This is a genomic window from Chryseobacterium shigense (assembly GCF_014207845.1).
GTDB classification, from domain to species: domain Bacteria; phylum Bacteroidota; class Bacteroidia; order Flavobacteriales; family Weeksellaceae; genus Chryseobacterium; species Chryseobacterium shigense_A.
The window spans coordinates 389,999-413,780 of the sequence record NZ_JACHLC010000003.1 but is presented as its reverse complement, the minus strand read 5'-3'; the positions used below and the strand labels follow the sequence as shown (position 1 = coordinate 413,780).

At 37.7% G+C, this 23,782-nt stretch carries 30 protein-coding genes; 2 read left to right on the top strand and 28 right to left on the bottom strand.

Translation table 11 applies throughout. From position 1 onward, the window contains the following. Nucleotides 1–29: 29 nt before the first annotated feature. From HNP36_RS14720 to HNP36_RS14680, 9 genes are all read right to left on the bottom strand, one after another. Nucleotides 30–344, bottom strand: a complete 315-nt coding sequence (locus HNP36_RS14720) for a hypothetical protein (RefSeq protein ID WP_184167475.1) — start codon at nucleotides 342–344, stop codon at nucleotides 30–32. A gap of 9 nt (nucleotides 345–353) precedes the next feature. Continuing rightward, nucleotides 354–839, bottom strand: a complete 486-nt coding sequence (locus tag HNP36_RS14715; RefSeq protein WP_184167472.1) for a Coq4 family protein — start codon at nucleotides 837–839, stop codon at nucleotides 354–356. 12 nt (nucleotides 840–851) lie between these two features. Next, nucleotides 852–1,145: a hypothetical protein gene (locus tag HNP36_RS14710; RefSeq protein WP_184167469.1), complete on the bottom strand. Its 294-nt coding sequence runs from the start codon at nucleotides 1,143–1,145 to the stop codon at nucleotides 852–854. Between the two features lie 10 nt (nucleotides 1,146–1,155). Then, on the bottom strand, nucleotides 1,156–1,995 hold the full coding sequence (locus tag HNP36_RS14705; protein ID WP_184429276.1) for a metallophosphoesterase: 840 nt from the start codon (nucleotides 1,993–1,995) through the stop codon (nucleotides 1,156–1,158). 18 nt (nucleotides 1,996–2,013) lie between these two features. Further along, complete coding sequence (locus tag HNP36_RS14700) at nucleotides 2,014–2,304, bottom strand: hypothetical protein (RefSeq protein ID WP_184165149.1); 291 nt, start codon at nucleotides 2,302–2,304, stop codon at nucleotides 2,014–2,016. A gap of 66 nt (nucleotides 2,305–2,370) precedes the next feature. Then, nucleotides 2,371–2,661, bottom strand: coding sequence for a winged helix-turn-helix domain-containing protein (locus HNP36_RS14695; protein WP_184165146.1), 291 nt, complete (start codon nucleotides 2,659–2,661; stop codon nucleotides 2,371–2,373). A gap of 6 nt (nucleotides 2,662–2,667) precedes the next feature. Further along, complete coding sequence (locus tag HNP36_RS14690; protein WP_184165143.1) at nucleotides 2,668–3,285, bottom strand: hypothetical protein; 618 nt, start codon at nucleotides 3,283–3,285, stop codon at nucleotides 2,668–2,670. Beyond that, nucleotides 3,286–3,903 (bottom strand): hypothetical protein, encoded by a 618-nt coding sequence (locus HNP36_RS14685; RefSeq protein ID WP_184165140.1) that lies wholly within the window; start codon nucleotides 3,901–3,903, stop codon nucleotides 3,286–3,288. A gap of 139 nt (nucleotides 3,904–4,042) precedes the next feature. Then, nucleotides 4,043–4,807, bottom strand: a complete 765-nt coding sequence (locus tag HNP36_RS14680; protein ID WP_184165136.1) for an enoyl-CoA hydratase/isomerase family protein — start codon at nucleotides 4,805–4,807, stop codon at nucleotides 4,043–4,045. Between the two features lie 306 nt (nucleotides 4,808–5,113). Here HNP36_RS14680 and HNP36_RS14675 point away from each other — a divergent pair, with 306 nt between their 5' ends. Beyond that, nucleotides 5,114–5,662: a phage tail protein gene (locus HNP36_RS14675; RefSeq protein ID WP_184165132.1), complete on the top strand. Its 549-nt coding sequence runs from the start codon at nucleotides 5,114–5,116 to the stop codon at nucleotides 5,660–5,662. 27 nt (nucleotides 5,663–5,689) lie between these two features. Continuing rightward, nucleotides 5,690–6,514 (top strand): T9SS type A sorting domain-containing protein, encoded by an 825-nt coding sequence (locus tag HNP36_RS14670; protein ID WP_184165128.1) that lies wholly within the window; start codon nucleotides 5,690–5,692, stop codon nucleotides 6,512–6,514. 62 nt (nucleotides 6,515–6,576) lie between these two features. Here HNP36_RS14670 and HNP36_RS14665 read toward each other — a convergent pair whose 3' ends face one another. The 19 genes from HNP36_RS14665 to HNP36_RS14575 all read right to left on the bottom strand — a co-directional run bounded on the left by HNP36_RS14665 (nucleotide 6,577) and on the right by HNP36_RS14575 (nucleotide 23,687). Beyond that, complete coding sequence (locus HNP36_RS14665) at nucleotides 6,577–7,275, bottom strand: SMUG2 DNA glycosylase family protein (RefSeq protein ID WP_184165125.1); 699 nt, start codon at nucleotides 7,273–7,275, stop codon at nucleotides 6,577–6,579. A gap of 76 nt (nucleotides 7,276–7,351) precedes the next feature. After that, nucleotides 7,352–7,768, bottom strand: a complete 417-nt coding sequence (locus HNP36_RS14660; protein WP_184165121.1) for a hypothetical protein — start codon at nucleotides 7,766–7,768, stop codon at nucleotides 7,352–7,354. Nucleotides 7,769–7,773: 5 nt separating this feature from the next. Then, nucleotides 7,774–8,580, bottom strand: a complete 807-nt coding sequence (locus tag HNP36_RS14655; protein ID WP_184165118.1) for a hypothetical protein — start codon at nucleotides 8,578–8,580, stop codon at nucleotides 7,774–7,776. Between the two features lie 75 nt (nucleotides 8,581–8,655). Further along, on the bottom strand, nucleotides 8,656–11,151 hold the full coding sequence (paaZ, locus tag HNP36_RS14650) for a phenylacetic acid degradation bifunctional protein PaaZ (protein WP_184165115.1): 2,496 nt from the start codon (nucleotides 11,149–11,151) through the stop codon (nucleotides 8,656–8,658). Between the two features lie 84 nt (nucleotides 11,152–11,235). Further along, the gene (locus tag HNP36_RS14645) at nucleotides 11,236–12,063 is read right to left on the bottom strand and encodes an alpha/beta hydrolase (protein ID WP_184165112.1); all 828 of its coding nucleotides are present in this window, start codon (nucleotides 12,061–12,063) and stop codon (nucleotides 11,236–11,238) included. A gap of 55 nt (nucleotides 12,064–12,118) precedes the next feature. Continuing rightward, complete coding sequence (locus HNP36_RS14640; protein ID WP_184165109.1) at nucleotides 12,119–12,712, bottom strand: transferase hexapeptide repeat family protein; 594 nt, start codon at nucleotides 12,710–12,712, stop codon at nucleotides 12,119–12,121. Between the two features lie 99 nt (nucleotides 12,713–12,811). Further along, entirely contained in the window at nucleotides 12,812–14,020 is a 1,209-nt protein-coding gene (pcaF, locus tag HNP36_RS14635; protein ID WP_184165106.1) for a 3-oxoadipyl-CoA thiolase, read from the bottom strand. 1 nt (nucleotide 14,021) lies between these two features. Beyond that, nucleotides 14,022–14,735: a hypothetical protein gene (locus HNP36_RS14630; protein WP_184165103.1), complete on the bottom strand. Its 714-nt coding sequence runs from the start codon at nucleotides 14,733–14,735 to the stop codon at nucleotides 14,022–14,024. Further along, nucleotides 14,735–15,148 carry a PaaI family thioesterase gene (locus tag HNP36_RS14625; protein WP_184165100.1) on the bottom strand — a complete coding sequence of 138 codons (414 nt, stop codon included), beginning with the start codon at nucleotides 15,146–15,148 and terminating at the stop codon, nucleotides 14,735–14,737. Before HNP36_RS14625 ends, HNP36_RS14630 begins: the two co-directional genes overlap by 1 nt. Nucleotides 15,149–15,261: 113 nt before the next feature. Continuing rightward, a complete protein-coding gene (locus HNP36_RS14620; protein ID WP_194304140.1) occupies nucleotides 15,262–16,392 on the bottom strand; it encodes a 3-hydroxyacyl-CoA dehydrogenase NAD-binding domain-containing protein in 1,131 nt (376 codons plus the stop codon). A 40-nt stretch (nucleotides 16,393–16,432) separates the two neighbouring features. Then, nucleotides 16,433–16,786 carry a four helix bundle protein gene (locus tag HNP36_RS14615; protein WP_184165093.1) on the bottom strand — a complete coding sequence of 118 codons (354 nt, stop codon included), beginning with the start codon at nucleotides 16,784–16,786 and terminating at the stop codon, nucleotides 16,433–16,435. Nucleotides 16,787–16,821: 35 nt separating this feature from the next. Further along, on the bottom strand, nucleotides 16,822–17,622 hold the full coding sequence (locus tag HNP36_RS14610) for an enoyl-CoA hydratase/isomerase family protein (RefSeq protein WP_184165090.1): 801 nt from the start codon (nucleotides 17,620–17,622) through the stop codon (nucleotides 16,822–16,824). A gap of 133 nt (nucleotides 17,623–17,755) precedes the next feature. Continuing rightward, nucleotides 17,756–18,220 carry a 1,2-phenylacetyl-CoA epoxidase subunit PaaD gene (paaD, locus tag HNP36_RS14605; protein WP_184165087.1) on the bottom strand — a complete coding sequence of 155 codons (465 nt, stop codon included), beginning with the start codon at nucleotides 18,218–18,220 and terminating at the stop codon, nucleotides 17,756–17,758. Nucleotides 18,221–18,301: 81 nt separating this feature from the next. Beyond that, nucleotides 18,302–19,051, bottom strand: a complete 750-nt coding sequence (gene paaC, locus HNP36_RS14600) for a 1,2-phenylacetyl-CoA epoxidase subunit PaaC (protein WP_184165084.1) — start codon at nucleotides 19,049–19,051, stop codon at nucleotides 18,302–18,304. Between the two features lie 91 nt (nucleotides 19,052–19,142). Then, entirely contained in the window at nucleotides 19,143–19,424 is a 282-nt protein-coding gene (gene paaB, locus HNP36_RS14595) for a 1,2-phenylacetyl-CoA epoxidase subunit PaaB (protein WP_184165081.1), read from the bottom strand. A gap of 112 nt (nucleotides 19,425–19,536) precedes the next feature. Then, a complete protein-coding gene (gene paaA / locus HNP36_RS14590; RefSeq protein WP_184165078.1) occupies nucleotides 19,537–20,475 on the bottom strand; it encodes a 1,2-phenylacetyl-CoA epoxidase subunit PaaA in 939 nt (312 codons plus the stop codon). Between the two features lie 84 nt (nucleotides 20,476–20,559). Further along, the gene (locus tag HNP36_RS14585; RefSeq protein ID WP_184165074.1) at nucleotides 20,560–21,645 is read right to left on the bottom strand and encodes a 2Fe-2S iron-sulfur cluster-binding protein; all 1,086 of its coding nucleotides are present in this window, start codon (nucleotides 21,643–21,645) and stop codon (nucleotides 20,560–20,562) included. Beyond that, nucleotides 21,645–22,961, bottom strand: coding sequence for a phenylacetate--CoA ligase family protein (locus HNP36_RS14580; protein WP_184165071.1), 1,317 nt, complete (start codon nucleotides 22,959–22,961; stop codon nucleotides 21,645–21,647). The genes HNP36_RS14585 and HNP36_RS14580 overlap by 1 nt, the downstream gene beginning before the upstream one ends. 147 nt (nucleotides 22,962–23,108) lie before the next feature. Continuing rightward, nucleotides 23,109–23,687: a TetR/AcrR family transcriptional regulator gene (locus HNP36_RS14575; RefSeq protein WP_184165068.1), complete on the bottom strand. Its 579-nt coding sequence runs from the start codon at nucleotides 23,685–23,687 to the stop codon at nucleotides 23,109–23,111. Nucleotides 23,688–23,782: the final 95 nt, after the last annotated feature.

Genomic DNA, 23,782 nt, shown 5'->3' with positions numbered 1-23,782 from the left:
AATGATTTAAAGATTGGCTATCAGATATGTTATTGCGAATGAAACATTGATAAACCGAAATTAAAAATGATCAATAGATAAAGTATAGTCACGGGAATATTCATCAGAAGAAGCAGTACAGAGTTTCCGGAAGCTTTTTTATTTGGAATATCATTCAGAAACTCTATAAGCTCATGCAGTAAGACAAGCATATTGACTATGGCTGTAGTGACTACAAAATAAAATCCTATCACTAACAGATAATATGCTTTCGTGATCAGAAAGACAAGCAACAGCAGTGTTCCCAATAAAAACGAAGAGAGGAAAACGTCCCTGCCGAGCTTACTGAATTTTATTTTTTTCATACTGGCTGATTAAAACAATACTGTTGGTTCCTTCTGCTGGATATAATCTTTCAGGTGATCGAAGTTCTGCCACAGCAGGCTTTCAAAGTCCCAGTGATAGAAGGGTTTCATACTTTGTCCTTTTCGGTATGCTTTCATGTACAGTTTCAGATATTCCGGAAGGATAAGAGTTCCCAGTACAACTGCGGCAAGGAGGTGGGCATTCAGTTTGCCGTTTCCGAGAAGAAGGTATTGCATGGCTACCTCGTCTTCGAACTGGGTTCCGCATCCTGTGATCAGGTGGTGCACATCATGGTTTTCCATTTTGGGGATCATTGAAAATCCATGTTTTTTGTAGAATTCTCCCAGCTTTCTTCCCAGTGAATCTTCCTGGAATTTCAGCAGCTGCTCTTCATTGAACTGCCATTGTCTTTTTTTCTTTTTAAAGTATTTTCTGTAAAGCTTTTGAGTTTTATTGTACACAAAAAGCAGAAACTGAACACGTATTTTTTTCATAATGTATTATTTTTAATTAAGGCTAAGTCCTATTACGGCATAGACGTATGCTATGGGAATATTGATTGTGAGCAAACCTATTGCTTTAAGGCATGCATTAAGTTTAGATCTGCTGGCAATTCCGTAAATTAACAATCCAATCACAAGAAGCAGGTTGATAATGGTTCCGAAAATTAAAAGCATAAAACCTCCACCTGCAAAGCTGCCGTTTCCTGTTATTAAATAGCCGAAAAGACAGATATTCCCGAGGATAAAGAAGAGCCAGAAAGTACATTTTCCGGTATGTATAATTTCATCATTTTTCATAGGTATAATATTAAGCTTGAGTTAAAGTAAAAAGGGTAATTTCCGGGCGTACCATAAATCTTATCTGGAAGGAATGCCCTATGGCGCGGTTGATGTACAGCATCCTTCCATCCTGAAGATCTATTTCCCCGGACACATATTTTTTATTTTCAACGGGAAGTATGGGTGTGATGATTCCCGGAATCCTGCACTGTCCTCCGTGAGTGTGCCCACTCAGAATCCATCCCTGATAGCCATTCCATATATCCCTGTCGCAGGCATCCGGATTATGGCAGAGTATGATATTGGCTTTTGAAGGGTCATAATTTTTCATGACTTCCATCGGGTAAAAATTAGGAGACCACAGATCTTCGAATCCTATGAAATTGAGTCCGTAACTTTCTTCACTGTTGTTTTTAAGCATACTGATTCCGAAGCTTTCGAGAATATCTGAAACATTTTCAGAGCATTCCGTGTCATCCCAGTTTTTTCCATAGTCGTGATTTCCAAGAATTCCGAAAGTTCCCAGCTTTCCGTGAACCGCATGTTCCATTACTTTTTTCAGGTCTTCCTGTTCTTCTTCGGTACCGTGATTCACAAAATCTCCGGTATACACTACAAAATCAGGATGGAGCTTTTGGGCTTTTTGAAAGGAATCAATCAGGAAATTCCAGTCGAAACGGTCACCAACATGTAGATCCGATATCTGCATGAGTATCTTCCCTTCCAAAGCTTCCGGCAGGTTTTTAACCGGTAGTTTTCTCCGGACAAATTCTACCCAGAAAGGTTCTACCTGCCAGGAATATAATGCAGGGAAAGCTCCAATTACTGAAATCTGCATCAATCTTTTAATGAATTCTTTTCTTGTCATACGTTAAATAAGATCCGTTTAACTTCCGGCAAACGGACTTCCGAAAATCCCTACTGCCAATTCAATCCAGATCAATGCAACAACTATCAGAATGAAAGCGCAGATCAGGATTCTCTGGCCTTGTTTTTTGATTTTGCTTCTGACCAGGTTGATCAGAAATGCTGTTGTAAAAAGTAATGCTCCGGCAATCAGAAAATCCGAAGCTGACCAGTTGACTTCTTTAGATATTAGATTTCCCACCAGCGGAATACACAGTAAAACCGGTGGAAGAGCATAAATTGTGAATGTTTTTTGTCTTGTTGTCATCATTTTATTTAATTTTTATTTTATAAAGTACTTTGTATCTCAAAGTTAATTTTCAAAAAAATATAGGATCTATCGCCCCAATAATTTTTCAAGTGCATCCAGATGCTCATTAAAGGCTGTTCTGCCATTCTGTGTTACACGGTATGAAGTTTTGGGCTTTTTCCCTACAAATTCTTTTTTCACTTCAATATATCCTGCTTTTTCCAGAGCATTGCTATGACTTGCGAGATTACCGTCTGTAATGTCTAAAAGGTTTTTCATTTCAGAAAAATCAACCCAGTCGTTGACCATAAGAACGGACATAATGCCCAATCTTACGCGGCTTTCGAATTCTTTGTTGAGTTGATTTATTTTAATCATAATTTTTTAATTCTTATCTGGAAAACACTGAGGTCCAATTGCTCCTCCTCCATATTGAAGAGCTAAATATTTATTTACTAGGATATATTCGCAGTTATTATTATATTCATCCCGGTTAGTTCTCGCTTCCTGGAAAATATTAAAAGAAAACATTCCCATCCCGCTTCTCTTGAAACCAATTTTCAAAGGCTCTCCTTCTTCTATAGAAATGCAGTTTGCCTGATCCAGTTTACTTTTTAAACCCGTAATTTCGCGCTCACTCCATCCTACTAAATTTTTAAGTTTTTCTGTCTGTAAAACATTGGAGTTTATATCCCATTCCTGATAAATTATTTCATTTGATGAATCTTTAGAAATTACTGTTAATCTCTCAAGGATCTTATCATTTTTAAATTCTATATCTACAGAACAATTTTTGGGTTTAATTGTGTTATAATAATTTACCAGTTCTTTAATTTCAACTTCTTTAGAGTAATATTCCTCTTTTAACTCAGAAACCGAATAGCCCTTGTCAAAACTTCCAAATGCGAAACCAATCATTAAAACCATTATAATAAAACCGATCAAAAATAATCCACCGACTGCACAAAGAGCAATAAGAAAGTATTTGAGGGTTTTATTCATTTACTTATATTTTTTATGCATAATCAATCCATATACAATATGCAGAACTCCAAAACCAATGGTCCAGAATAACAGGCCCCATCCCAAGAAGAACAGTGAAATCAGTCCCAGAATGATCTGGCAATATCCAAGGTATTTAATGTCCGTCAAAGTATATCGTTCTGCGCTAACGAGAGCAATTCCATAAAAAATCAGTGTAGCCGGTGCAATCCATACAAACAGGTGATGAAAAAGAAGCGCAAGGCAGAAAATTCCTCCCGTTACCAAAGGAACGGCAAAGGTTAGAAGCAAACGTCTGGTTGTGGCATCCCAGATCTTTTGTCCTTTCTTTTTACTTTTATTGGCTGTAAAAATATATCCGCTGAGTAAAGCAGTCAGTAAAATCACAGTTCCAGTAAGCACCAGTTCTTTGACCAATGCCGGGCCGAAAAAGTTCCTGTCTCCATCTAAGTAGTTGATTCCTTCCCTCTGGAAAACAAAATATACATATCCGGCACCAATTAGTGCTGCCAATCCGGCAAATACTCCGGACAGTCCACTCAGTGAAATAAATCTGGAAGACCGCTCCATCATGGAACGGATATGGGATAAGTCTTCGTGATAGTTTTTCGAATCCATAAAAAGAACTTTGAATTACAAAGTTATAATTTATTTTTAATCCACCAATTATTTTTTTTAAAATTAGTCAGGTTTTCTGATGTAATCCATAAAAAAGCCGCTGAAACTATCAGCGGCCGTATTATTATGGCTAAATAATTTATTTTACTCTTAATCTTTCTTTAATAGATTCAATATTTTTCTTGGCAGAATCTTCAAGAATTAAGCTTGCACTCATGTGGATTCTTGCCGGCATCAGTTCATTGAAATGTTCTGTTCCTTCCCAGGATACTTTTTTAATCAGAGCCAGTGCATCACTGCTTCTGGAAGCTAATGTCTGCATGAATTTTTCCAGCTTAGCATCCATTTCTCCAATATTTTCGGATACGGAATGGTAAATATTATGCTGTTCTGCCCATTCTGCCGATCTGAAATCTGCATCAATAGCCATTGCAGAAAACTGTGATTTCCCAATTTTTCTTTCTACATAAGGCCCGATTACGAAAGGCCCGATCCCTAAATTAATCTCTGTAAGGGCCAAAGCTGAATCTTTAGTAGCAAAACAGTAATCTGCACCGCAGGCAATTCCAACACCTCCGCCGGTTGTTTTTCCCTGAACTCTCACCACCACTATTTTTCCGCAGTTTCTCATTGCATTAAGAACTTTGGCAAATCCCCCGAAAAACTGAGTAGATGCTTCCAGCTCTTCAATAGCTAAAAGTTCATCAAAGCTTGCTCCTGCACAGAATGCCTTTTCTCCTTCACTTTTTACTAATATGGCTTTTACCTCTTCTTTAGCTCCTTCATCCAGAATGGTCTTAGCCAGTTTTTCCAGGATAGCTCCGGGAAGTGAGTTGCTTTTTAGTGTTCCGAATGTAATTTCGGCGATATTGTTTTTAATTTCTGATGCTACGAATTCGTTCATTTTTATTTTAATTGGATTCTTACAAAAATACTAAATACCGCTCTTACAGAGAAAATTATCAGGCACAAATTACATATTATATACACATATAAAATAACGTACTTACTGTATTAAAAACGCTTTATCCATCAGGAAATAAAGACATTCATTACGTATAAATACGGAGTCTTCAATTTGGTGTTTTCTACTCTAGTACTGCCTTTTTATATGTTGTTCCTTTGACTTATCAAAAAACTAACAAGCACCGGCGGAATCCGAAAAGCCTAAAACAGAGTAGGAAAATTTAATAACTGAAAAACTATTATCATGGACGAGTACATTGGAATTGTAAAACTATTTGCAGGAAATTTTGCACCAAGAGGCTGGATGTTTTGTGACGGAAGCCTGTTAAGAATCTCAAACAACAGCGCTTTGTTTTCCATCCTGGGAACAACTTACGGAGGAAACGGCATAGATACTTTTGCACTGCCTAATCTGAAAGGCCGTATGGCATTAGGGGCCGGAAATGTAAATGCCAATGAATATTATCCTCTGGGCGTAGTTGCAGGAACCACACAAAATACAATCCTGGCACAAAATATCCCTAGTATCGGAGCGGGATTTCAACTGAAAGTTGCTAATGCGAACGCAACGGTATCAACGCCTTCAGCCAGCACTTCCGTTGCGATAACCGGGACACAGGTAGGAAGAGATTTTAATGCAGTGCCAAGTTTTGTACAGGCAGATCCGGATACAGCTGTTAATGCGAAATCTATCTCATACATCGGACAAAATCTTCCGATGAATAATATGCCGCCTTACTTAGGGCTAAACTATATCATTTGCGTTGAAGGAATTTATCCTCCGCGAAGTTAAAAACAAACCTATTTTAAAACCTAAATCATGAAAAGAACTATTTTTTTAACCATTTGTAGTCTGTTCATATCTTTATTTTCTTTCGGGCAGACCAGTACAGAGCAATTTGAAACGGAGTCACATGGAAGCGCCAGTTTTACAGACAACGGGGTGATTTTTAATATCATTTCTCATGTGGGGATTTTCGACATCCAGGGAAATTATCCGGGAACAGGCTGGAACGGAACAGGCAATGACAACAGGTATATTGATAATTCCAATGATACGGCATCACCTCCGTCTTTCAGTATCAAAACCACATCTAATTTGTTTAAAGTAAACAGATTCTGGATTTATCTTTCAGCTCTTAATCTGGATTTAGCGGTAGCGGGAACTTTAACCGTTACAGGAAAGCTGAGTGGCGTAACTAAATTCACACAAACGAAAACTACAGGATTTACAACATCTACAGCATCCTCGAACGGATATACCCTGATTGATCTTACGAACCTGAATGGCCAGAATTATTCAAATATCATCATTGATCAGCTGCAGATAACATTAGGCGGAAATTACAGATATGCAGGGCTGGACGCTTTCACCTGGGTAAAAGATTCCGGTATTGTACTGTCAACAAACGAAACTGTTTCTTCAAAAAAGGCAATGAGTATTTATCCTAATCCTACGAATGGTCCTATTTCCATTACAACGGAAGATAATAATGCCCGGGCTGAACTTTACAGTCAGGACGGAAAGCTCCTGAAAGGCCTGGAAATGAAAAAAGGAACCAATGAGGCAGATCTATCAGAACTTCCGAATGGCGTTTATATCCTTAAAACATCATCAGGATCTTCCAAAATCATCAAAAAATAAAATTTTTATAAGTGATTTGTGCCGCGAAAAGATTCTAATGCATAAATGAGAAATCCTCCGAATTATTCAGGGGATTTTTGTTTTTTCAGTGCTAAAATATATTTGTCTATATAAAGTTGCTTTTCTTTTGTCTTGTATTGCTGGATATATCTTGGATGTTCAAGAACAGTCATGGTTTCAAATAACCGGGCTTCTTTGTTCAGTGCTGAAATAAATTCGGCATTCTTTTTACCGAGGATAAAAACTTCGGAAGTGTCCACTCCCATGCTGATATGCTTCTTCAGGGAATCTATCATAAAATCTTTTACTGCCTTGAAAAGTTTATTGTCATCATAATAATTTGCATTCAGCCATCCTGTTTTTGTTTTTCTTACAATAGCCAGCGGAAAAGGTGAATTGATGTAAATATCTTTATAGAATTCTTCCGCACCGCCGTATTCAGCAATCATATCATAGACAAAAACTGAAGAAACTTCATGGGTATGGGCCGATTGCATTTTGATTCCGCAGACCGATTCAAGTCTTTTGGTGTCGGTAAAGGGAACTCCGGTAACTCCTGCTCCATGCCGGCTGGGATTGATCCCGATGATGAATTTCCTCCGGTTCAGATCATTATAATATTGATGGTAAAATTCCTGCATGACTGTTATGGTTTCCGGATTATCCAGATACGGGTTCATGACTTCAAATCCATCGGGAAGATTTCCCGGGAACTGTAAGCTCATATTGAATTCTATAACTTTATCAGCAAATGTTTTCATTGGAAAGTAATAAAAAAACAATGCAGCAATTTATGATAAAACTGCTACATTATTATATTAATATACCTGAACAGAATTATTCTTCCATTCTTGTATCTATGAATTCATAATTTTCATTATTCTGCTCAAGAGACATCTCAACCGCTTTAAATTTGATATGATCTTTATCTAAAACCTGATAGTCATAAACATCAGTTTTACCGTCTTCTTTATGAAGCTCATAAAACTTACCATTTTCAACCCACCATTGCCCTCTTTCTGTAAAAGTTGTAGTCTTGCCATCCTGTACAGCAACAAACAGCAGGAGGAATCTCCCGTCATCTGAACGATGCATGATCCAGCTTTTATGCATTCCGGCAATCTGCTGGTCATCTTCTTCACCTTTCCAGATTCCTACAAGTTTCTTATCTACCTGATTTTTTTCACTGATGTTTTGCTGTGCAAAAAGTACTGCAGAAAGACACAGCATTATAAAGCTTAATTTTTTTTTCATTTCGGTTATTTAAAAAATATTAATACGTTCATTTCACTGTTTACAGGAATTCCTACTGAGGTAGCCGGTTTCCATTTTGAATTTTTCACAAAATCCTTAAGTTTTTTTATAAAATATCCTGAAAACTGATAGTTATTTTCATTCTGAAATCTGATCTCTACTTTAGGTTCGGAAATACTGCCGTCTTTTTGAAGTATGAAATTAGCTTCCATTGACGAATATAAATCTTTTTCTTTTCTGAAAGCAAATTCGTCCGGATATTCGGTTGTTTTCCAAAAGTCTTTTTCTACCAGGTCAAGCGCTTCACTGTAATCGTTTGATTTTGCATAGCGTGAATTCATATCACATTCTTCAAAACTAAAAATTTCGTTTTTCCTTTTTTTCACATAAGAAATGTCTGCTACTTTTCTTAAAGAATCGATAAAGTTTTCGCCATGTCTTCTGACAATTTCTTCCTGCATTCTTTTGCCGTAACAATTCTGTTTTGAAACGGGCACTGTACAGTAATAAAGGCTTTCTCTAGGTTTAATGGAATATAATGCCAAAAGAGAATCTATTTCATGATCACTTCGGTACATTTCAACCATGCCATAAACATGGGTGTAAAAAATATTGTTGTTTTTAATATCTTGAACGGCCTTCTTTTCTTCCGCGTTACATAAAGAATCCCAATATTTCCTCTCATCTTCTTCCATTGGATATGAAATTCCGGCAAGCGGTTCATATTCTGTCTTGGCCATATTTTTCTTTTTGGAAACACAGCAGACAAGAAATAAAGCTAAAACAAGGTAATAACAGATATTGGTTTTCATTAATAAATTTGTGTATTATGAAAAAGTCATAAAAGTTAATCAATTTCCTTTTATGACTTTTATATTTTTATAATATTAAATTAATCCGAACTGTTCAAAATGATGGGTAAAATGCTTTTTGTGCATCAGCTCCCACATTTCTTTATTCAGTTTTCCGAATACAAAATTCATATGTTCTGCCTGCGGATTTTCTTTGTAATAAACTGAATATCTTTTCAGAGTATCAACAAAAGACTGTTTGGCGGCTTCAAGATTTTTATGCTTTAACTCTAATAAAGATTCATCTTCAGCAAGAAAAGGAGCGGGGAAATCTTTTGGCATTTTTCTGTGGTTATAAAGGGAATCCTGCCATTTTTCCAATTGCTCTTCCGGAGTGAAACATTTGTCTGCTTCCGGTTCTCCAAGGCTTACCAGAACACCATGTTCCAGATGCTCGATCATTTGCTGAGGAGACATTTTGCCCCAGCTTGACTGGGTATTTTCGGTTAAACCATTCAGTATTTTCTGAACATTTTTCACATTCAGATCAATAAAAGGCGAATGTTTTGCCACAAGGGTTAAGATGGTCGCCACGCAAACTACCTCATCTCTTTGATTCACGACTTCAACCAGCCATTTTACAACACCGGAAGGAATATTTCTTCCTTTTACACCTCTGTTGATCTTCTCTTTTGCCGTTAAATAAACCGTAATGGTGTCTCCTGCATATACAGGTTTAAAGAATGAACAGTTTTCCAGTCCGTAATTTGCAATAACAGGTCCTTTTTTCCCTGAAACAAATAATCCTGCCGCTGCCGAAAGGATAAAATATCCGTGAGCAACCGTTTTATCAAAAATAGTTCCTGTTAAACTTGTAGCATCAGTATGGGCATAGAAATGATCCCATGAAACATTGGAGAAATTAACGATGTCTGCATCGGTAACGGTTCTTCCTGCTGTTTCCAGTGAATCTCCTACCTCAACTTCTTCAAAATATTTCTGGAAAGGATGTTTGTCTGAGAATTTCTTTTCCGCACCCTGCTGGTAAATTTTAGTAATTGCCGTTAAAGTATCCGGTGACCCCTGAATTGCTGTTTTCTGAAGGAAGAAATGAAGACCGTTCAGTCCGCCCATCTCCTCTCCTCCTCCGGCTCTTCCCGGACCTCCGTGCATCAGTGTAGGAAGCGGTGAACCGTGACCTGTACTTTCTTTGGCGTTATCCCTGTTCAGTACGAAAATTCTTCCGTGCTGGGAAGCCATTTTCCATGAAGTTTCCGCAATAAAGTTTTCGTCATGGGAAACAATAGATCCTACCAGACTTCCTTTTCCTTTTTTTGCCAGAGCTGCAGCTTCTTCCGCATCTTTGTAGGGCATTAAGGTAGAAACCGGTCCGAAAGCTTCTACATCGTGAGAGATATTTTTTTCGAAAGGTTTATCGTTCAGGAATAATTTAGGGCTCATAAATGCACCGTTATCGTAATCTGCATCCACAAGTTCGTGTTTTCCATCGTACACCAGTTCTGTTTCTGCTTTTAAGATATTTACTTTTCTTACGACCTCATCATATTGCTGCTTTCCTACAAGAGACCCCATTCTGGTTTCCCTGCTCAATGGGTTTCCGATTTTGGTTTGATCTAAAGCTTTAGATAGAGCATTCTGGACATCTCCTACAAGGTGCTCAGGAACAATGATTCTTCTGATAGCGGTACATTTCTGACCTGCTTTAGTCGTCATTTCGTTACGTACTTCTTTGATGAACAGATCGAATTCCGGAGTACCGGGTTTCGCATCCAGGCCGAGAATAGAACAGTTCAGTGAATCTGCTTCCATATTGAAACGCACTGCATTTCCGGCAATGGAAGGCATTGATTTCAGCTTTCTTCCTGTATTGGCAGAGCCGGTGAACAGTACAGAATCTCCGTCCTGAACGTAATCCAGAATATTTCCCGGATCACCACAAACCAACTGAACGGCTCCCTCCGGAAGAATACCGCTTTCAATCATATCCTGAAAAACAGCGTTCGTAAGGTAAGAGCCAAAAGGAGAAGGCTTTACAATAGAAGGAACGCCCGCCAATAATGATGTTGATAATTTTTCCAACATTCCCCAAACCGGGAAGTTATAAGCATTGATCTGTATAGAAACTCCTTCACTTGGTGTCAGAATATGAGTTCCCAGAAAGGTTCCGTTAGCCGAAATTTTCTGAGTTTCTCCGTCTACCCAGAACGGTGTATTTGGAAGCATTCTTTTTGCCAGTCCGGAATAGGTAAAGAAGGTCCCGAAACCTCCTTCTATATCTACCCATGAATCTGCGTGGGTAGCTCCGGTTTTATATGATAGTTCGTAATATTTTTTCTTTCTTTCCAAAAGGTAAAGAGCCACTTTTTTCAGCATTTCACCTCTGTCGTAGAATGTCATGGAGGAAAGGTTTTTGTAGCCTACTGTTCTTCCATAGTCAAGGGCCTGTTCGAAATTAAGCCCTTCTGTATCTGAAACGGCTACCTGCTCTCCTGTAACGGCATTGTATAAAGGGGTTCCGTTTCCGGTACCTTCTATCCATTCTCCGTAGATATAGTTTTTTAGTTTTTCCATATGGTATTTGAATTTAACAATGTATCAATTTAACAGTTTACCAATTGTTATAATGATACATTTTCACATTGTTGCATTTTAAATTTATTTTGGCTCTTTATAAGGAAACATTTTTACTAAACCTTCGTACAGGCTTCTGTGAAGAATGGTAGCATGATTGTCTGTTTCCATCACTTTATATTCAACCGTCCAGTTTTTCTTTCCGGCTTTTTTAAGAACATTATAAAGTGATTGTGCGTCTTTTACCATTACCGGATGTTCATCTTTTCCTACAGACACGTAGATAAATTTCTTTGTATCCGGGCTTTTGGAAAGTAACTGCGGTGCCTGTTTCAGCAGGCTCTGATCATCCCACCATAAGCTTGGACTGATGATAAAATAATTGTTGAACATTTCCGGCTTTTTGAAAAGGATTTCTGTGGCGAGAAGTCCACCCAGCGACTGCCCGAACAAATATTTATCTGTTGTTTTGTATTGGCTTCCTATGTAAGGCAGCAGCTCTTCTTCCAAAAATCTGATGAATTTATCGGAATGACCTGTTGTAGGATAATCCTGCTGTAAATCTTTCAGATCTGTATGATAGGTAAAATCCCTTTTTCTGTCGATATTGGCAATACCTACCACAATGGTTTCCGGCATTGCATACATTAAGTTGAAAAACTGCACCAGCCCTGAGACATGGATGATATCTTCATTAAGTGAACCGTCTAGAAGGTAGATAACGGGGTATGATTTGCTTTTATCAAAATTCTGTGGAAGATAGATATTTAAGGTTCTGTCTTCGTTTAATATTTGGGATTTTACTGTTCGTATTTCTCCGATAGACAAAGGTTTTACATTTTCATTCTGGGCCGAAACCATAAAGTGAAATGTAAACAGGATACCGCAAAAAATGAGAAGTCTTTTGATCATATTAGTTTTCATTTTATAAAATCTCACAGGCTCTGAGACCTGTAAGGCTAGTAGTTTATTTCAAATCTGCCCAGATGCTGTAATCAACTGTTTTGGTAGGAATCTGCTCCACGTATTCAGAGAACGGTTCGCATGGAAGGATCGCTTCTTTTCCTTCCCTTGCCAGCTGCTGGTACAGTTTGGTTCCTTCTGTTTTCCAATGGATCATCTCATCGGAAACATCGCGGATAATTTTTGCAGGACTTCCTACGATAAGTTTTCTCGGCTCGCATTTAAAATTAGCGGGAACGAAAGCTAAAGCCCCGATGATACATTCGTCACCGATCACAGCCTTATCCATCACTACGGAATTCATGCCTACAAGGCAGTTTTTACCGATATGTCCTGAGTGGATAATTGCACCATGCCCGATGTGGGCAGATTCTTCAAGAATGGTTTCAATATTCGGGAAAACATGGAGTGTACAGTTTTCCTGGACGTTGGCTCCGTCTTTAATGATGATTTTTCCCCAGTCACCACGGATCACGGCATTGGGCCCGATATATACTTCTTCACCGATTTCCACATTCCCAATAATCACCGCCTGCGGATGAATATAGGCAGAAGGTTTTATAATGGGGCGTATACCATGATATGAGTAGATGTTCATTTTATATTTAATTTGAAAATTTGAGAATGTGCCAATTTGAAAATTAAAAACATCGCAAAATATTTTCAAATTCTCAAATTGGCTCATTTTCAAATTGATTTATACTTTTTCTATTACCATTGCATAACCTTGTCCTACACCGATGCAAAGGGTACATAATGCGTATTTCTTGTTTTGCTTTTCCAATTCAATAGCAGCAGAACCTATGATTCTTGCTCCGGAAACTCCCAGTGGATGACCAATAGCAATCGCTCCTCCGTTTGGATTCACCCTTGAATCATCATCCTTTAATCCTAAACTTCTGGTTACGGCTAAAGCCTGTGCTGCAAATGCCTCGTTCAGCTCAATGACATCCATATCATCAAGGGAAAGGTTTAATCTTTTCAATAGTTTCTGTGTAGCTTCTACCGGTCCGATTCCCATAATTCTTGGCTCTACGCCAGCTACTGCAGAGCCTAAGATTTTAGCTTTTGGTTTTAAACCGTATTTTTTCACGGCTTCTTCGCTTGCAAGGATAAGGGCAGCTGCACCATCATTCATTCCCGAAGCATTCCCGGCAGTTACAGTTCCTTCTTTTCTGAAAGCAGGACGAAGTTTGGCAAGACCTTCCATGGAGGATGTCGGCTTAATGAATTCGTCTGTATCGAAAATTTTAGGTTCGCCTTTTTTCTGTGGAATTTCAACGCTTACAATTTCTTCGGCCAGTCTTCCGCTTTCCTGAGCTTTTGTAGCTTTCTGCTGAGACCAAAGGGCAAATTTATCCTGATCTTCTCTGCTGATATTGTGAATATCCGCAAGGTTCTCTGCTGTTTCTCCCATTCCGTCAACACCGTACAGTTCTTTCATTTTCGGATTGACAAAACGCCATCCGAAAGTGGTATCAAACATCTGGCTGTCTCTTCCGAAAGCGGAACCCGGTTTAGACATTACATAAGGGGAACGTGTCATATGCTCTACTCCACCTGCAATATAAATTTCTCCTTCTCCAGCAGCAATGGAACGGAAAGCATTAGCTACTGCAGACATTCCTGAAGCACAAAGCCTGTTTACGGTCTCACCTCCGATTTTATAAGGAAGTCCAGCTAAGAGAAGGGCCATACGAGCTACATTACGGTTATCTTCTCCTGCCTGGTTGGCACATCCGAAAATAACGTCTTCAATTTCTTCTGCAGGTATCTCAGGGTTTCTCGCTATAATTTCTTTGATAACCACTGCGGCCAAATCATCGGCTCTTACTTCCGAAAGACCCCCAGTCAATTTTGAAATAGGAGTACGTATATAATCTATTATATAAACACTATTTGTCATTTTAATTATTTAATTCAGGGTTATTTTTGTGAAATATTAAAAAATTTATTAATTCTTTTTTTTGTAAATATTGTTCATATTTACCTTTAGCAGAATCATAATATATGTATGAAAAATAAAATGAACTGAAAATAATAAATAAGAACATAATTATAACAATAGTCAGTATTTTCCATATGTTTTTTAGAGCTAATAATATTGCCTGATCATTTATCCCATCTAACTTTATAAACTGGAATAAAGGTGAATAATTTGCTAAAATCAAACTTATTACACTAATCAATATAATTGGAATATTATAATTGAAACTTGGTTTTATTGGCTTATTTGCTTCAACAATCAACATATTGTAATTTAAATCTTCTAAACCTAAATTAACTAAATCACTCTGCCCAATTTTAAGATTATATTCATGAATTAATTTATAATGCATCCAATCTACTGATAGCATATTAGCCTTATAATCCGGTACTATAAGTTTCAGCTGCTTAACATCATTTATTGATAGTTGTATTATCTGGGCTAAAAATATTAACACTATTATTCCGAGAGCCACATAATTGTGGACAGGATTACCATTTATATTTATTATCAAAAATGCAAACAATAAAAAGCCTAAACCTATCACGACTTTATTAGTCACAGATAGTTTTTGAGCGTTGGATAAAATTATTCTCCTTCTATTATATTTCCCAAAATCTATAAGATTTCTCATTATAATTCTGTTACTTTTTTTCCTATTTTGTAAACAGTTCCGACGAATTTTGCGATCAGTTCATTATTTTGATTGGTGATCTTTATGTCGTAAACCGCAGTTTTCCTGGTATCATTAACAAGAATGCTTTCTGCTCTGAAAACATCACCTTCTTTTCCGGCTTTGGTAAAATTGATGATACAGTTCAGGGCAACGGCTGCATCTCCTGAATTGTTGGATGAAAATGCGAGTGCAGAATCTGCAAAGGCAAATGTAACTCCTCCGTGAACGGTTTTAAGCCCATTCAACATTTCTTTTTTGATGGGCATCTCTATTAAACAATAATTTTCTCTGACTTCAATCATTTTAATATTCATCCATTGGGAAAAATAATCCTGATTGAACATATAATCTGCAACTTGTCTCGGCGTCATATTTTTAATTTAACAATTTATCAATGTAACAGTTTACCAATAAATAGCTCTTAACCTATGCTCAGATCGATGATTGTTACATTATTAGACTGATACATTGTTACATTTTTTTATTACATTTTACGAAGTAAAGGGCTCTGTCTGTATCTTTCTTCCTGATATTCTGCGTAAAGGTTTTGGAGGGTTTCTGAGATTTTTGAATAGCCGATTTCTTTTCCCCAGCTTAATAATCCTTTCGGATAGTTTACTCCTTTCTGCATGGCCAGTTCAATATCCTCATCGTTGGCAACGCCTAATCTTTTAGCTTCTACTGCTTCATTGATAAGCATTGAAATAATTCTCAAAAAGATCTGCTGATATAAAGCATCATCTTTCTGAGCAACTGGTTGTTCTGCTCCTTCAGCGTAATTATAGAACCCTTTTCCGGTTTTTCTGCCGTGAAGTCTGGCTTCGGACATTCTTTGCTGAAGCAGAGACGGTTTGTATTTCGGGTCGTAGAAATAGTCTTTGTAAACGGTTGTTGTTACTGCAAAATTTACATCAACTCCAATTAAATCCATGAGTTCAAATGGTCCCATTTTGAAATTTCCGAGGGTCCTCATAGCTTCGTCTACCTGTTCGGGGGTTGCGATATTTTCTTCAACAATTCTCAAACCTTCACCATAGTAAGGGCGGGCAATCCTGTTGACAATAAATCCCGGGATATCTTTAGCAATTACAGGCATTTTACCCCATTCTTTCATGAGGGTATACATTTTTTCAGCTAATGATTTTTCTGTTAACAGTGATGGAATGATTTCAACCAAAGGCATCAGCGGAGCCGGATTGAAAAAGTGAATTCCGATGAAACGTTCGGGTTTCTTTAGTTCTGCACCCAGAGAGGTGATAGAAATGGAGGATGTATTGGAACTGATGATACAGGTTTCGGAAACATGGGTTTCCAATTCTGTAAATACTTTGGTTTTTATGTCTTTGTTTTCGATGATGGCTTCAATAATCAGTTCGCAATCTTTGAAGTCTTTCAATTCTGTAGCGATAGAAATATTGGCTAACATTTCAGACATTTTTTCTGCCGAAATTTTCTGTTTATCAACTAATTTAGTTAATGTTTTTTCTAAACCTACAGTGGCTGTTTCTACCTGTTTTGGATTGGCATCGTAAACCCAGACTTTGCATCCGTTTGTTGCGGCTACTTGTGCAATGCCTATTCCCATAGTTCCAGCACCGATAATTCCTACGTTCATAATTTTAATTTGAAAATTTGAAAATGAGTTAATTTGAAAATTATTTAAGCTTTGCACTTGAAATAATCTTAGACAGAATTAATAGAATTTCTTTTAAATCTGACACCATCTTTTCTTTCGGAGACTGTAAATGTGGAGACTGTAAACACAGCAAAATCCAATATTCTGTTTCGTCAGCTTCTTTGGCAGCAATTTTTAATTTATGAATAAAGTCGGCCTTGCTTTCTGCATTCTGAGCTTCTCTGACATTAGCTCCAATTGATGTTCCCGATTTAAAAATCTGATTGGCTAGAGAAAATTTGTTAGCCTTATATAATTCTTCTGAAAATTCAATAATATTCAATGCAAAATCGAAAGTCTTATTTACAATAATATTTTCTTTGTCATTTCTCATTTTCAAATTCTCAAATTAATTCATTTTCAAATTGATTATTTCCCTTTATATTCAGGTTTTCTTTTCTGTAAAAAGGCGTTTACACCTTCTATAAAATCTTCTGTCTGTGCGGCTTCCTGTTGTAAATCGCCTTCCAGTTCCAATTGCTCTTTTAATGTATTGCTGTAAGATTGGGCAAAGGCTTTTTTGGTTAATTTAATGGCTGCAGTCGGCATATTTGACATTCTTTCAAGGATTTCCATAGATTTCGGAGCGAATTCTTCCTCAGTGAAAACCTCAGCTACCAAACCGTAAGATTTAGATTCTTCAGCGGATAATCTTTTGCCTGTAAACGCTAAATAATTAGCTAACTGTCTTCCCAATAGTTTTGGAAGGAAATAAGTTCCTCCCGTATCAGGAATCAGCCCGATATTTGAAAATGCCTGGGCAAAATAAGATTTATCTACTGCTAAAACAAAGTCGCAGATTAATGCCAGCATTGCACCAGCACCTACTGCAGGGCCGTTTACCAATGCCACAACAGGTTTTTTACAACGTGTGATCTCCGTTACCAAAGGATTGTAGTAATCTACCACAATTTTTCTGATGATATCGTTATCATGATGTACATTACCCTGTACGAAAGCATCATCCAGATTCTGACCGGAACAGAAAGCTCTTCCTCTTCCTGAAATCGCCACGCATCTTACCGCAGGATCTTCGCTGCATTCTTTAATGAAATCTTTCAGATCTGATAAAGATGGCTTGGTAAGCGCGTTCATAGTTTCAGGCTGATTGAGGTAAGCAATTTTCAGTTTTCCGTCAAAATGCGTTTCAATGTCGAGTTGTGTATACATAGTTTTTAATTTTATTATTGCATCCACTAATTTAGTTATAATGTAACAATTTACCAGTCTAACAATGCAATAATTATAATGCGATACTGAACATAATTGGTAAACTGTTGCATTGCTATATTGTTACATGAATTTAGTGGCATTTAAAATAATCAAAAGGTTCCAGGCAATCCAGGCATTGATAAGAGGCCTTACACAGTGTAGACCCGAACCTGCTGATCTGTTTTGAATTCATTGAACCGCATCTCGGGCATTTTTTCGGTTTCCCGATGTGGTGTTCGTCTGCTCCTTTTTCGGGAGGTGTAATTCCGTAAGCCCGGAGTTTTTCTCTCGCTTGATCTGTTAACCAGTCTGTTGTCCAGATAGGAAACATTTTGGTTACTACTTTTGCATCCCAGCCGTTTTCCTTCATTATTTTCGTAATGTCTTCCTCAATGGTGAACATGGCAGGACAGGCAGAGTATGTAGGCGTTATTGTTACTTCGCAGGTATTTTCGCCCGTAACTTTTGCGTCTCTTACAATACCTAATTCCACAATGTCGATCACTGGAATTTCCGGATCGGGAACCTGGGACAGTATGTTTAATAAATTATTCATTTTAAAAATGTACCAATTTATCAATCTAACAGTCTAGCAATTATTGGTACATTGTTAAACTGCTACATTGTTACATTTTGATTACCACGTACATCCCGGATAAGCTCGCTGCATATACTGAAGTTCGCAAAGAATGTACCCGAAATATTCCGTATGATATCCTGTTCTTGATTTTGGCTGCATGAATGGGTTTTCCGGAAATGCCAATCCGTATTCCTGAAAATCTTTTGCTGTAATCGCTACGAATTCTTTATACAGTTCGTCAACATTTAAAGCAATGTTTAGAGCAATTAAATCATCTTCTCCTTCTACTTTCGCAAATAATCCTTTGGTATATTCCCAGATATTTTCAATGGCTTTTACCAAACGTTCACGGCTTTCTTCTGTTCCCTGAGCAAAAATTTTCATCCAGGAAGAAGTGTGCGTGTAATGGTATTTTACTTCTTTTAAAGATTTCTGAGCAATTGCGGAAAGTTCTTCATCTGCAGAATTTGACAGTGCTTCGTACATCAATTTCTGATAAACAGAGAAAACATATACTTTAAGGATAGTCTGCGCATAATCTTCATTGGGAAGTTCTACCCAATGTGCGTTTACATATTCATGCTCATATCTCAGGAATGCCAGATCATCTTCGTTTTTACCGTTATCGGCAACTCTTGAAGCATATTGGTAGAAGTTATTGGCCTGTCCAAGTTCATCCAAAGCAATGTTTGTCAATGCAATATCTTCCTCCAGATAGGGACCTTCGCCACACCATTCGGATAATCTCTGCCCCATGATGAAACTGTCATCGGCAAATTTTAATAAATAATTATATAATGGATTCATTGTTTAATAGATTTCAGATTTCAGACATTAGATTTCAGATCAGGCATAATGTCTGGTATCTGATATCTCACATCTCTTAATCTTATTTTAATTACATATTCTTTACATCATTAGGAATATCATAGAATGTAGGGTGACGGTATAATTTATCGTCTGCAGGATCGAAAAATGCGTCCTGATCCATTCCTTCCGAAGTCACAATATATTTACTTGGAACTACCCATACGCATGTTCCTTCTTTTCTTCTGGTATAAACGTCTCTTGCGTTCTGCAGAGCCATTTCTGCTGTTGGTGCCTGAACTGTTCCGGCGTGCTTGTGGGATAATCCCGGTTTAGTCTGAATAAACACTTCCCACATATCTAAATTTGCCATAGTCAAATTAATTTAACAATGTATCAATGTACCGGTTTACCAATAAAATGCTTCGACAAACTCAGCATGACAATTGATTGTTACATTTTTACATTGGTATATTGTTACATTATTATATTACTTCTTTTTGTTGTTTTTCTGCAAAAGCTGCTGCAGCTTCTTTTACCCAAAGGTTTTCCTGCTGTGCTTTTACTTTTGTCTGTAATCTTTTCTTGTTACAGGGTCCGTTTCCTTTTAAAATTGTCATAAATTCATCCCACGGAAGTTCCCCGAAATCGTAGTGCTGTCTTTCTTCATTCCATTTCAGGTCTTTATCAGGAATTGTTAATCCTAAGAACTCAGCCTGGGAAACGGTAACGTCGATAAATCTCTGGCGAAGACTGTCATTACTCTCACGTTTTACCCTGTAATTCATAGAAATTTTAGAGTTTGGAGAGCTGTCATCATTTGGACCGAACATCATTAAAGCCGGCCACCAGAAACGGTTTAACGAAGCCTGAGCCATTTCTTTCTGCTGTTTGGTACCACGGCAAAGTGCCATCAGGATTTCGTAGCCCTGTCTTTGGTGGAATGATTCTTCTTTACAGATTCTTACCATCGCTCTTGAATAAGGTCCGTAAGAATTTCCCATCAGCATTACCTGATTCATAATGGCCGCACCATCTACCAGCCAGCCGATAGCACCTATATCTGCCCAGCTTAAAGTAGGGTAATTGAAGATACTTGAGTATTTTGCCTTTCCTGAAAGCATATCATCATAGGTTGCATCCCTGTCTGCTCTGATGGTCCCATTTCCAAGGGTTTCAGTTGCAGCGTATAGGTATAAGCCATGTCCGGCCTCATCCTGAACTTTCGCTAAAAGGGCCATTTTTCTTCTTAATGAAGGTGCTCTGGAAATCCAGTTGGCTTCCGGCAGCATTCCTACAATTTCAGAATGGGCATGCTGTGAGATCTGGCGTACCAAAAGCTTCCTGTAATCATCAGGCATGATATCTTTTGGCTCTACCTTATTTTCTTCGTGAACGTATTGAACAAATTTTTCTAAGTCCATAAATCTTTGAATTTGAAAATTTGAGAATTTGAGAATGCATCAATTAATTTTCAAATTAACACATTTTCAAATTTTCAAATTCTATTAAACATCATAATTAAGCATCACCACATTCGTTGTCGGGTGACATTGACAGGTAAGAACGTAACCTCTGGCTACTTCTTCTTCGGTAAGCGCGAAATTTTTCTCCATGAAAACTTCTCCTTCCAGAACTTCGGCTTTACACGTACAGCACACTCCTCCTTTGCATGCAAAAGGCACAGGAAGATTGTCTTTCAATGCTTTATCTAAGATACTTTCTTTTTTGGAATTGAGGTGAAACGAATATTCATCATCATCAATGATTACTGTCACCATACTTTCGATATTTGCTATCGCTTTGAATTCATCGCTCATTTCTTCTGAATTCTCTTCGTCAGGAGCTGTAAAATATTCGAATAAAACCTGAATGGCAGGTACTTTTTTATCTTTCTTTAAATAATCTGCAATCCCTTTAATCATTTCTGCAGGTCCGCAGATGAAATAGGTAGCTTCTTTTACATCAATATCAGTATATCTTTCAAATAGCTGCTCCAGTTTTTCAGCAGAAATTCTCCCTTCGAATACCGGATCTTCATGTTTTTCACGGCTTACCAGGTAAATTACTTTCAGTCTGCCGTTGAAGTGCTCTACCAACTTATCGATCTCAGCTCTTTTCATTACATGATTCATGCTTCTGTTGCTGTAGAAAAGGTAGGCATTAGAGTTCGGTTCCTGATAAAGGCTTTCTTTAATATTGGATAAAACAGGGCTGATACCGCTTCCCGCCGCCAAACCTACATAGGTTTTTACATTGGTGGGGTGATAAGAGGTATTGAAACCACCCATCGGGGGCATTACTTCCAGCACTTCGTCCATATGAAGATGTTCATTGAAATATCCTGAAACTTTTCCGCCCTCCAAAAGCTTTACGAGAACTTCCAGTGTATTGCTTTTTTCGCTCGGAGCGTTGCAGATAGAATAAGAACGTCTTTCTTCATTCCCGTTGATCATCATACGGAAATTAAGATACTGCCCCTGTTTGAACCTGAATTTATCTTTCAGCTCCTCAGGAATTTCCACTGCTACGTTTACCGCATCAGGAGTATCTTTCTGAACCTTTACCGTTTTAAGTTTATAAAATGAATTCATTATTTTTTAAGTATTCTATTAATTTTTCCACCTTCGCATTTTGGCAGGCTGTCCTGGGCATGGATTTTCACTTTTGTGGTAATTCCTACCCTCTTTTTTATTTCGTTTTCTATGTTTTTTCCAAAGTGCCCGACAAAAATAGCATAATCATCGGTACCGGCATCTATTTTCTGTTCTTTCACCAATTCATCATCAATTTCTACATCAATATCCAGCGCAACGCACATCTGTTCCTTTTCAATTGGTGTAAGGTAGTAGTTCGGAACCACTCCTTTTACATGGGAAAATGCTTCTTCTATCTGACTTGGATATACATTTACCCCTCTTACGATCAGCATATCATCCGCTCTTCCTTTGATGGGGTTCATTTTTACCATGGTTCTTTTTCCGTTTTCATCGTAGTAAAGACTTGTGATATCATTCGTCCAGTAACGTAAAAGCGGCATTGCTTTTTTCGTTAAGGTGGTAATGACAAGAACGCCTTCTTCCCCGAACGGAACCGGTTGTCTGGTCACCGGATCTAAAATTTCAGGATAAAAATGATCTTCCCAAATGTATGAACCTCCTTTCTCCTCAAAATCTTCCATGGATACTCCCGGGCCAATAATTTCACTTAATCCGTAGATATTGGTTGCATGAAGTCCCAATTTTTCTTCAATATGACTTCTGATAATTTCCGTCCATGGTTCCGAGCCTAAAACAGCATATTTCAAACTGATTTCATCTGCAGAAATTCCACGGTTCGCAAATTCATCAGCGATAGTTAAGGCATAAGACGGTGAACAGCAGATTACTTCCGGCTTGAAATCTATGATGAGATCTACCTGTCTGGCCGTCATTCCTCCTGAAATAGGAAGAACACTCATTCCCAGTTTTTCTGCCCCGTAATGAAGTCCTAATCCACCGGTAAAGATCCCGTATCCGTATGCATTGTGCAACTGCATTCCTGGTCTCGCTCCTGCTGCATATAATGATCTTGCAACTACTTCACTGAAAAGATCCACATCTTCTTTAGTATAGCCTACCACTGTTGGTTTTCCTGTAGTTCCGCTTGAACAGTGAATCCTTTGCAGCTCATTTTTCGGAACTGTAAAAAGTCCAAACGGATAATTATCTCTCAGATCCTGTTTGTAAGTTATAGGAAGTTTCGTGATATCTTCAATTGTCCTTATGTCCTGTAGAGATATTCCTGATTCTTTAAATTTCCCTTTATAAAAATCTGATCTCTCTTCAAGATAGCTGACCAAATTTATCAACCGGTCAGACTGAAGCTGTCTCAACTGGCTGAGCTTTACATATTCAACTGAAAAATCCATATTCAACTAACTAACATTTGTTAGGTGTAAATTTAAAAAGAATTTCAATTCTGACAAAATTATTATGATTTTTATCACATTTTGAATGATTCTAAATAGCGGCCAGGGATAAAAGGGTGTGAAAAGTAATTATAAAAGTTATTTGTTTTACTGTTTTTGATTTCCCAGAAGGCCGTACAGAAGTTTTGCCCTGATCTCATCCATAATTTCAGAGGTAGATTCTGTGTTTCTTTTGAACCAGAAATAAGAGTTATTAAGAGTGTGAAGAATGAATCTTGTAGTAAAGGTGGGTGATTTCAATTCCCAGTTTTCCGCTTTATAAATTTCGGAAATTAATTGTTCCACCTCGTTCTGATAGTTTTTCCGAAGTTCAATAAATTCAGGAAGCCTTTCTTCAAGGTGCCGCCATTCATTGGAATAAATGTGGGTAACATCACGGTTTTTAAGAACTACCGATAAATGTTTATCCAGAAGCAGATTGAGCTTGTCTTTTGGAGCAATGTCTGTGCTTTTTACTTCCTGAAGCTCATCAAAAAATTCCTGTGCAATGCCAAAACAGATCCACTCCAGGATTTCCTCCTTTGAACGGATATGGGCATACAGCGATGCAGCCTTAATATTAAGCTTTGTGGCAAGATCCCTAACCGAACTGCCCATATAACCTTTCTCTTTGAAAAGCTCTACCGCTGCGTCTAAAATTTTCTTTTGTTTTTCTTTAAGCTCCATCTGGTAAAATGCAAAAATAACTATTCTGAGATTAATAAATTAATTTAACGTTATGATTTTAAACAAGAAAGCGGGAGTTCTTGTTAACCACCCCG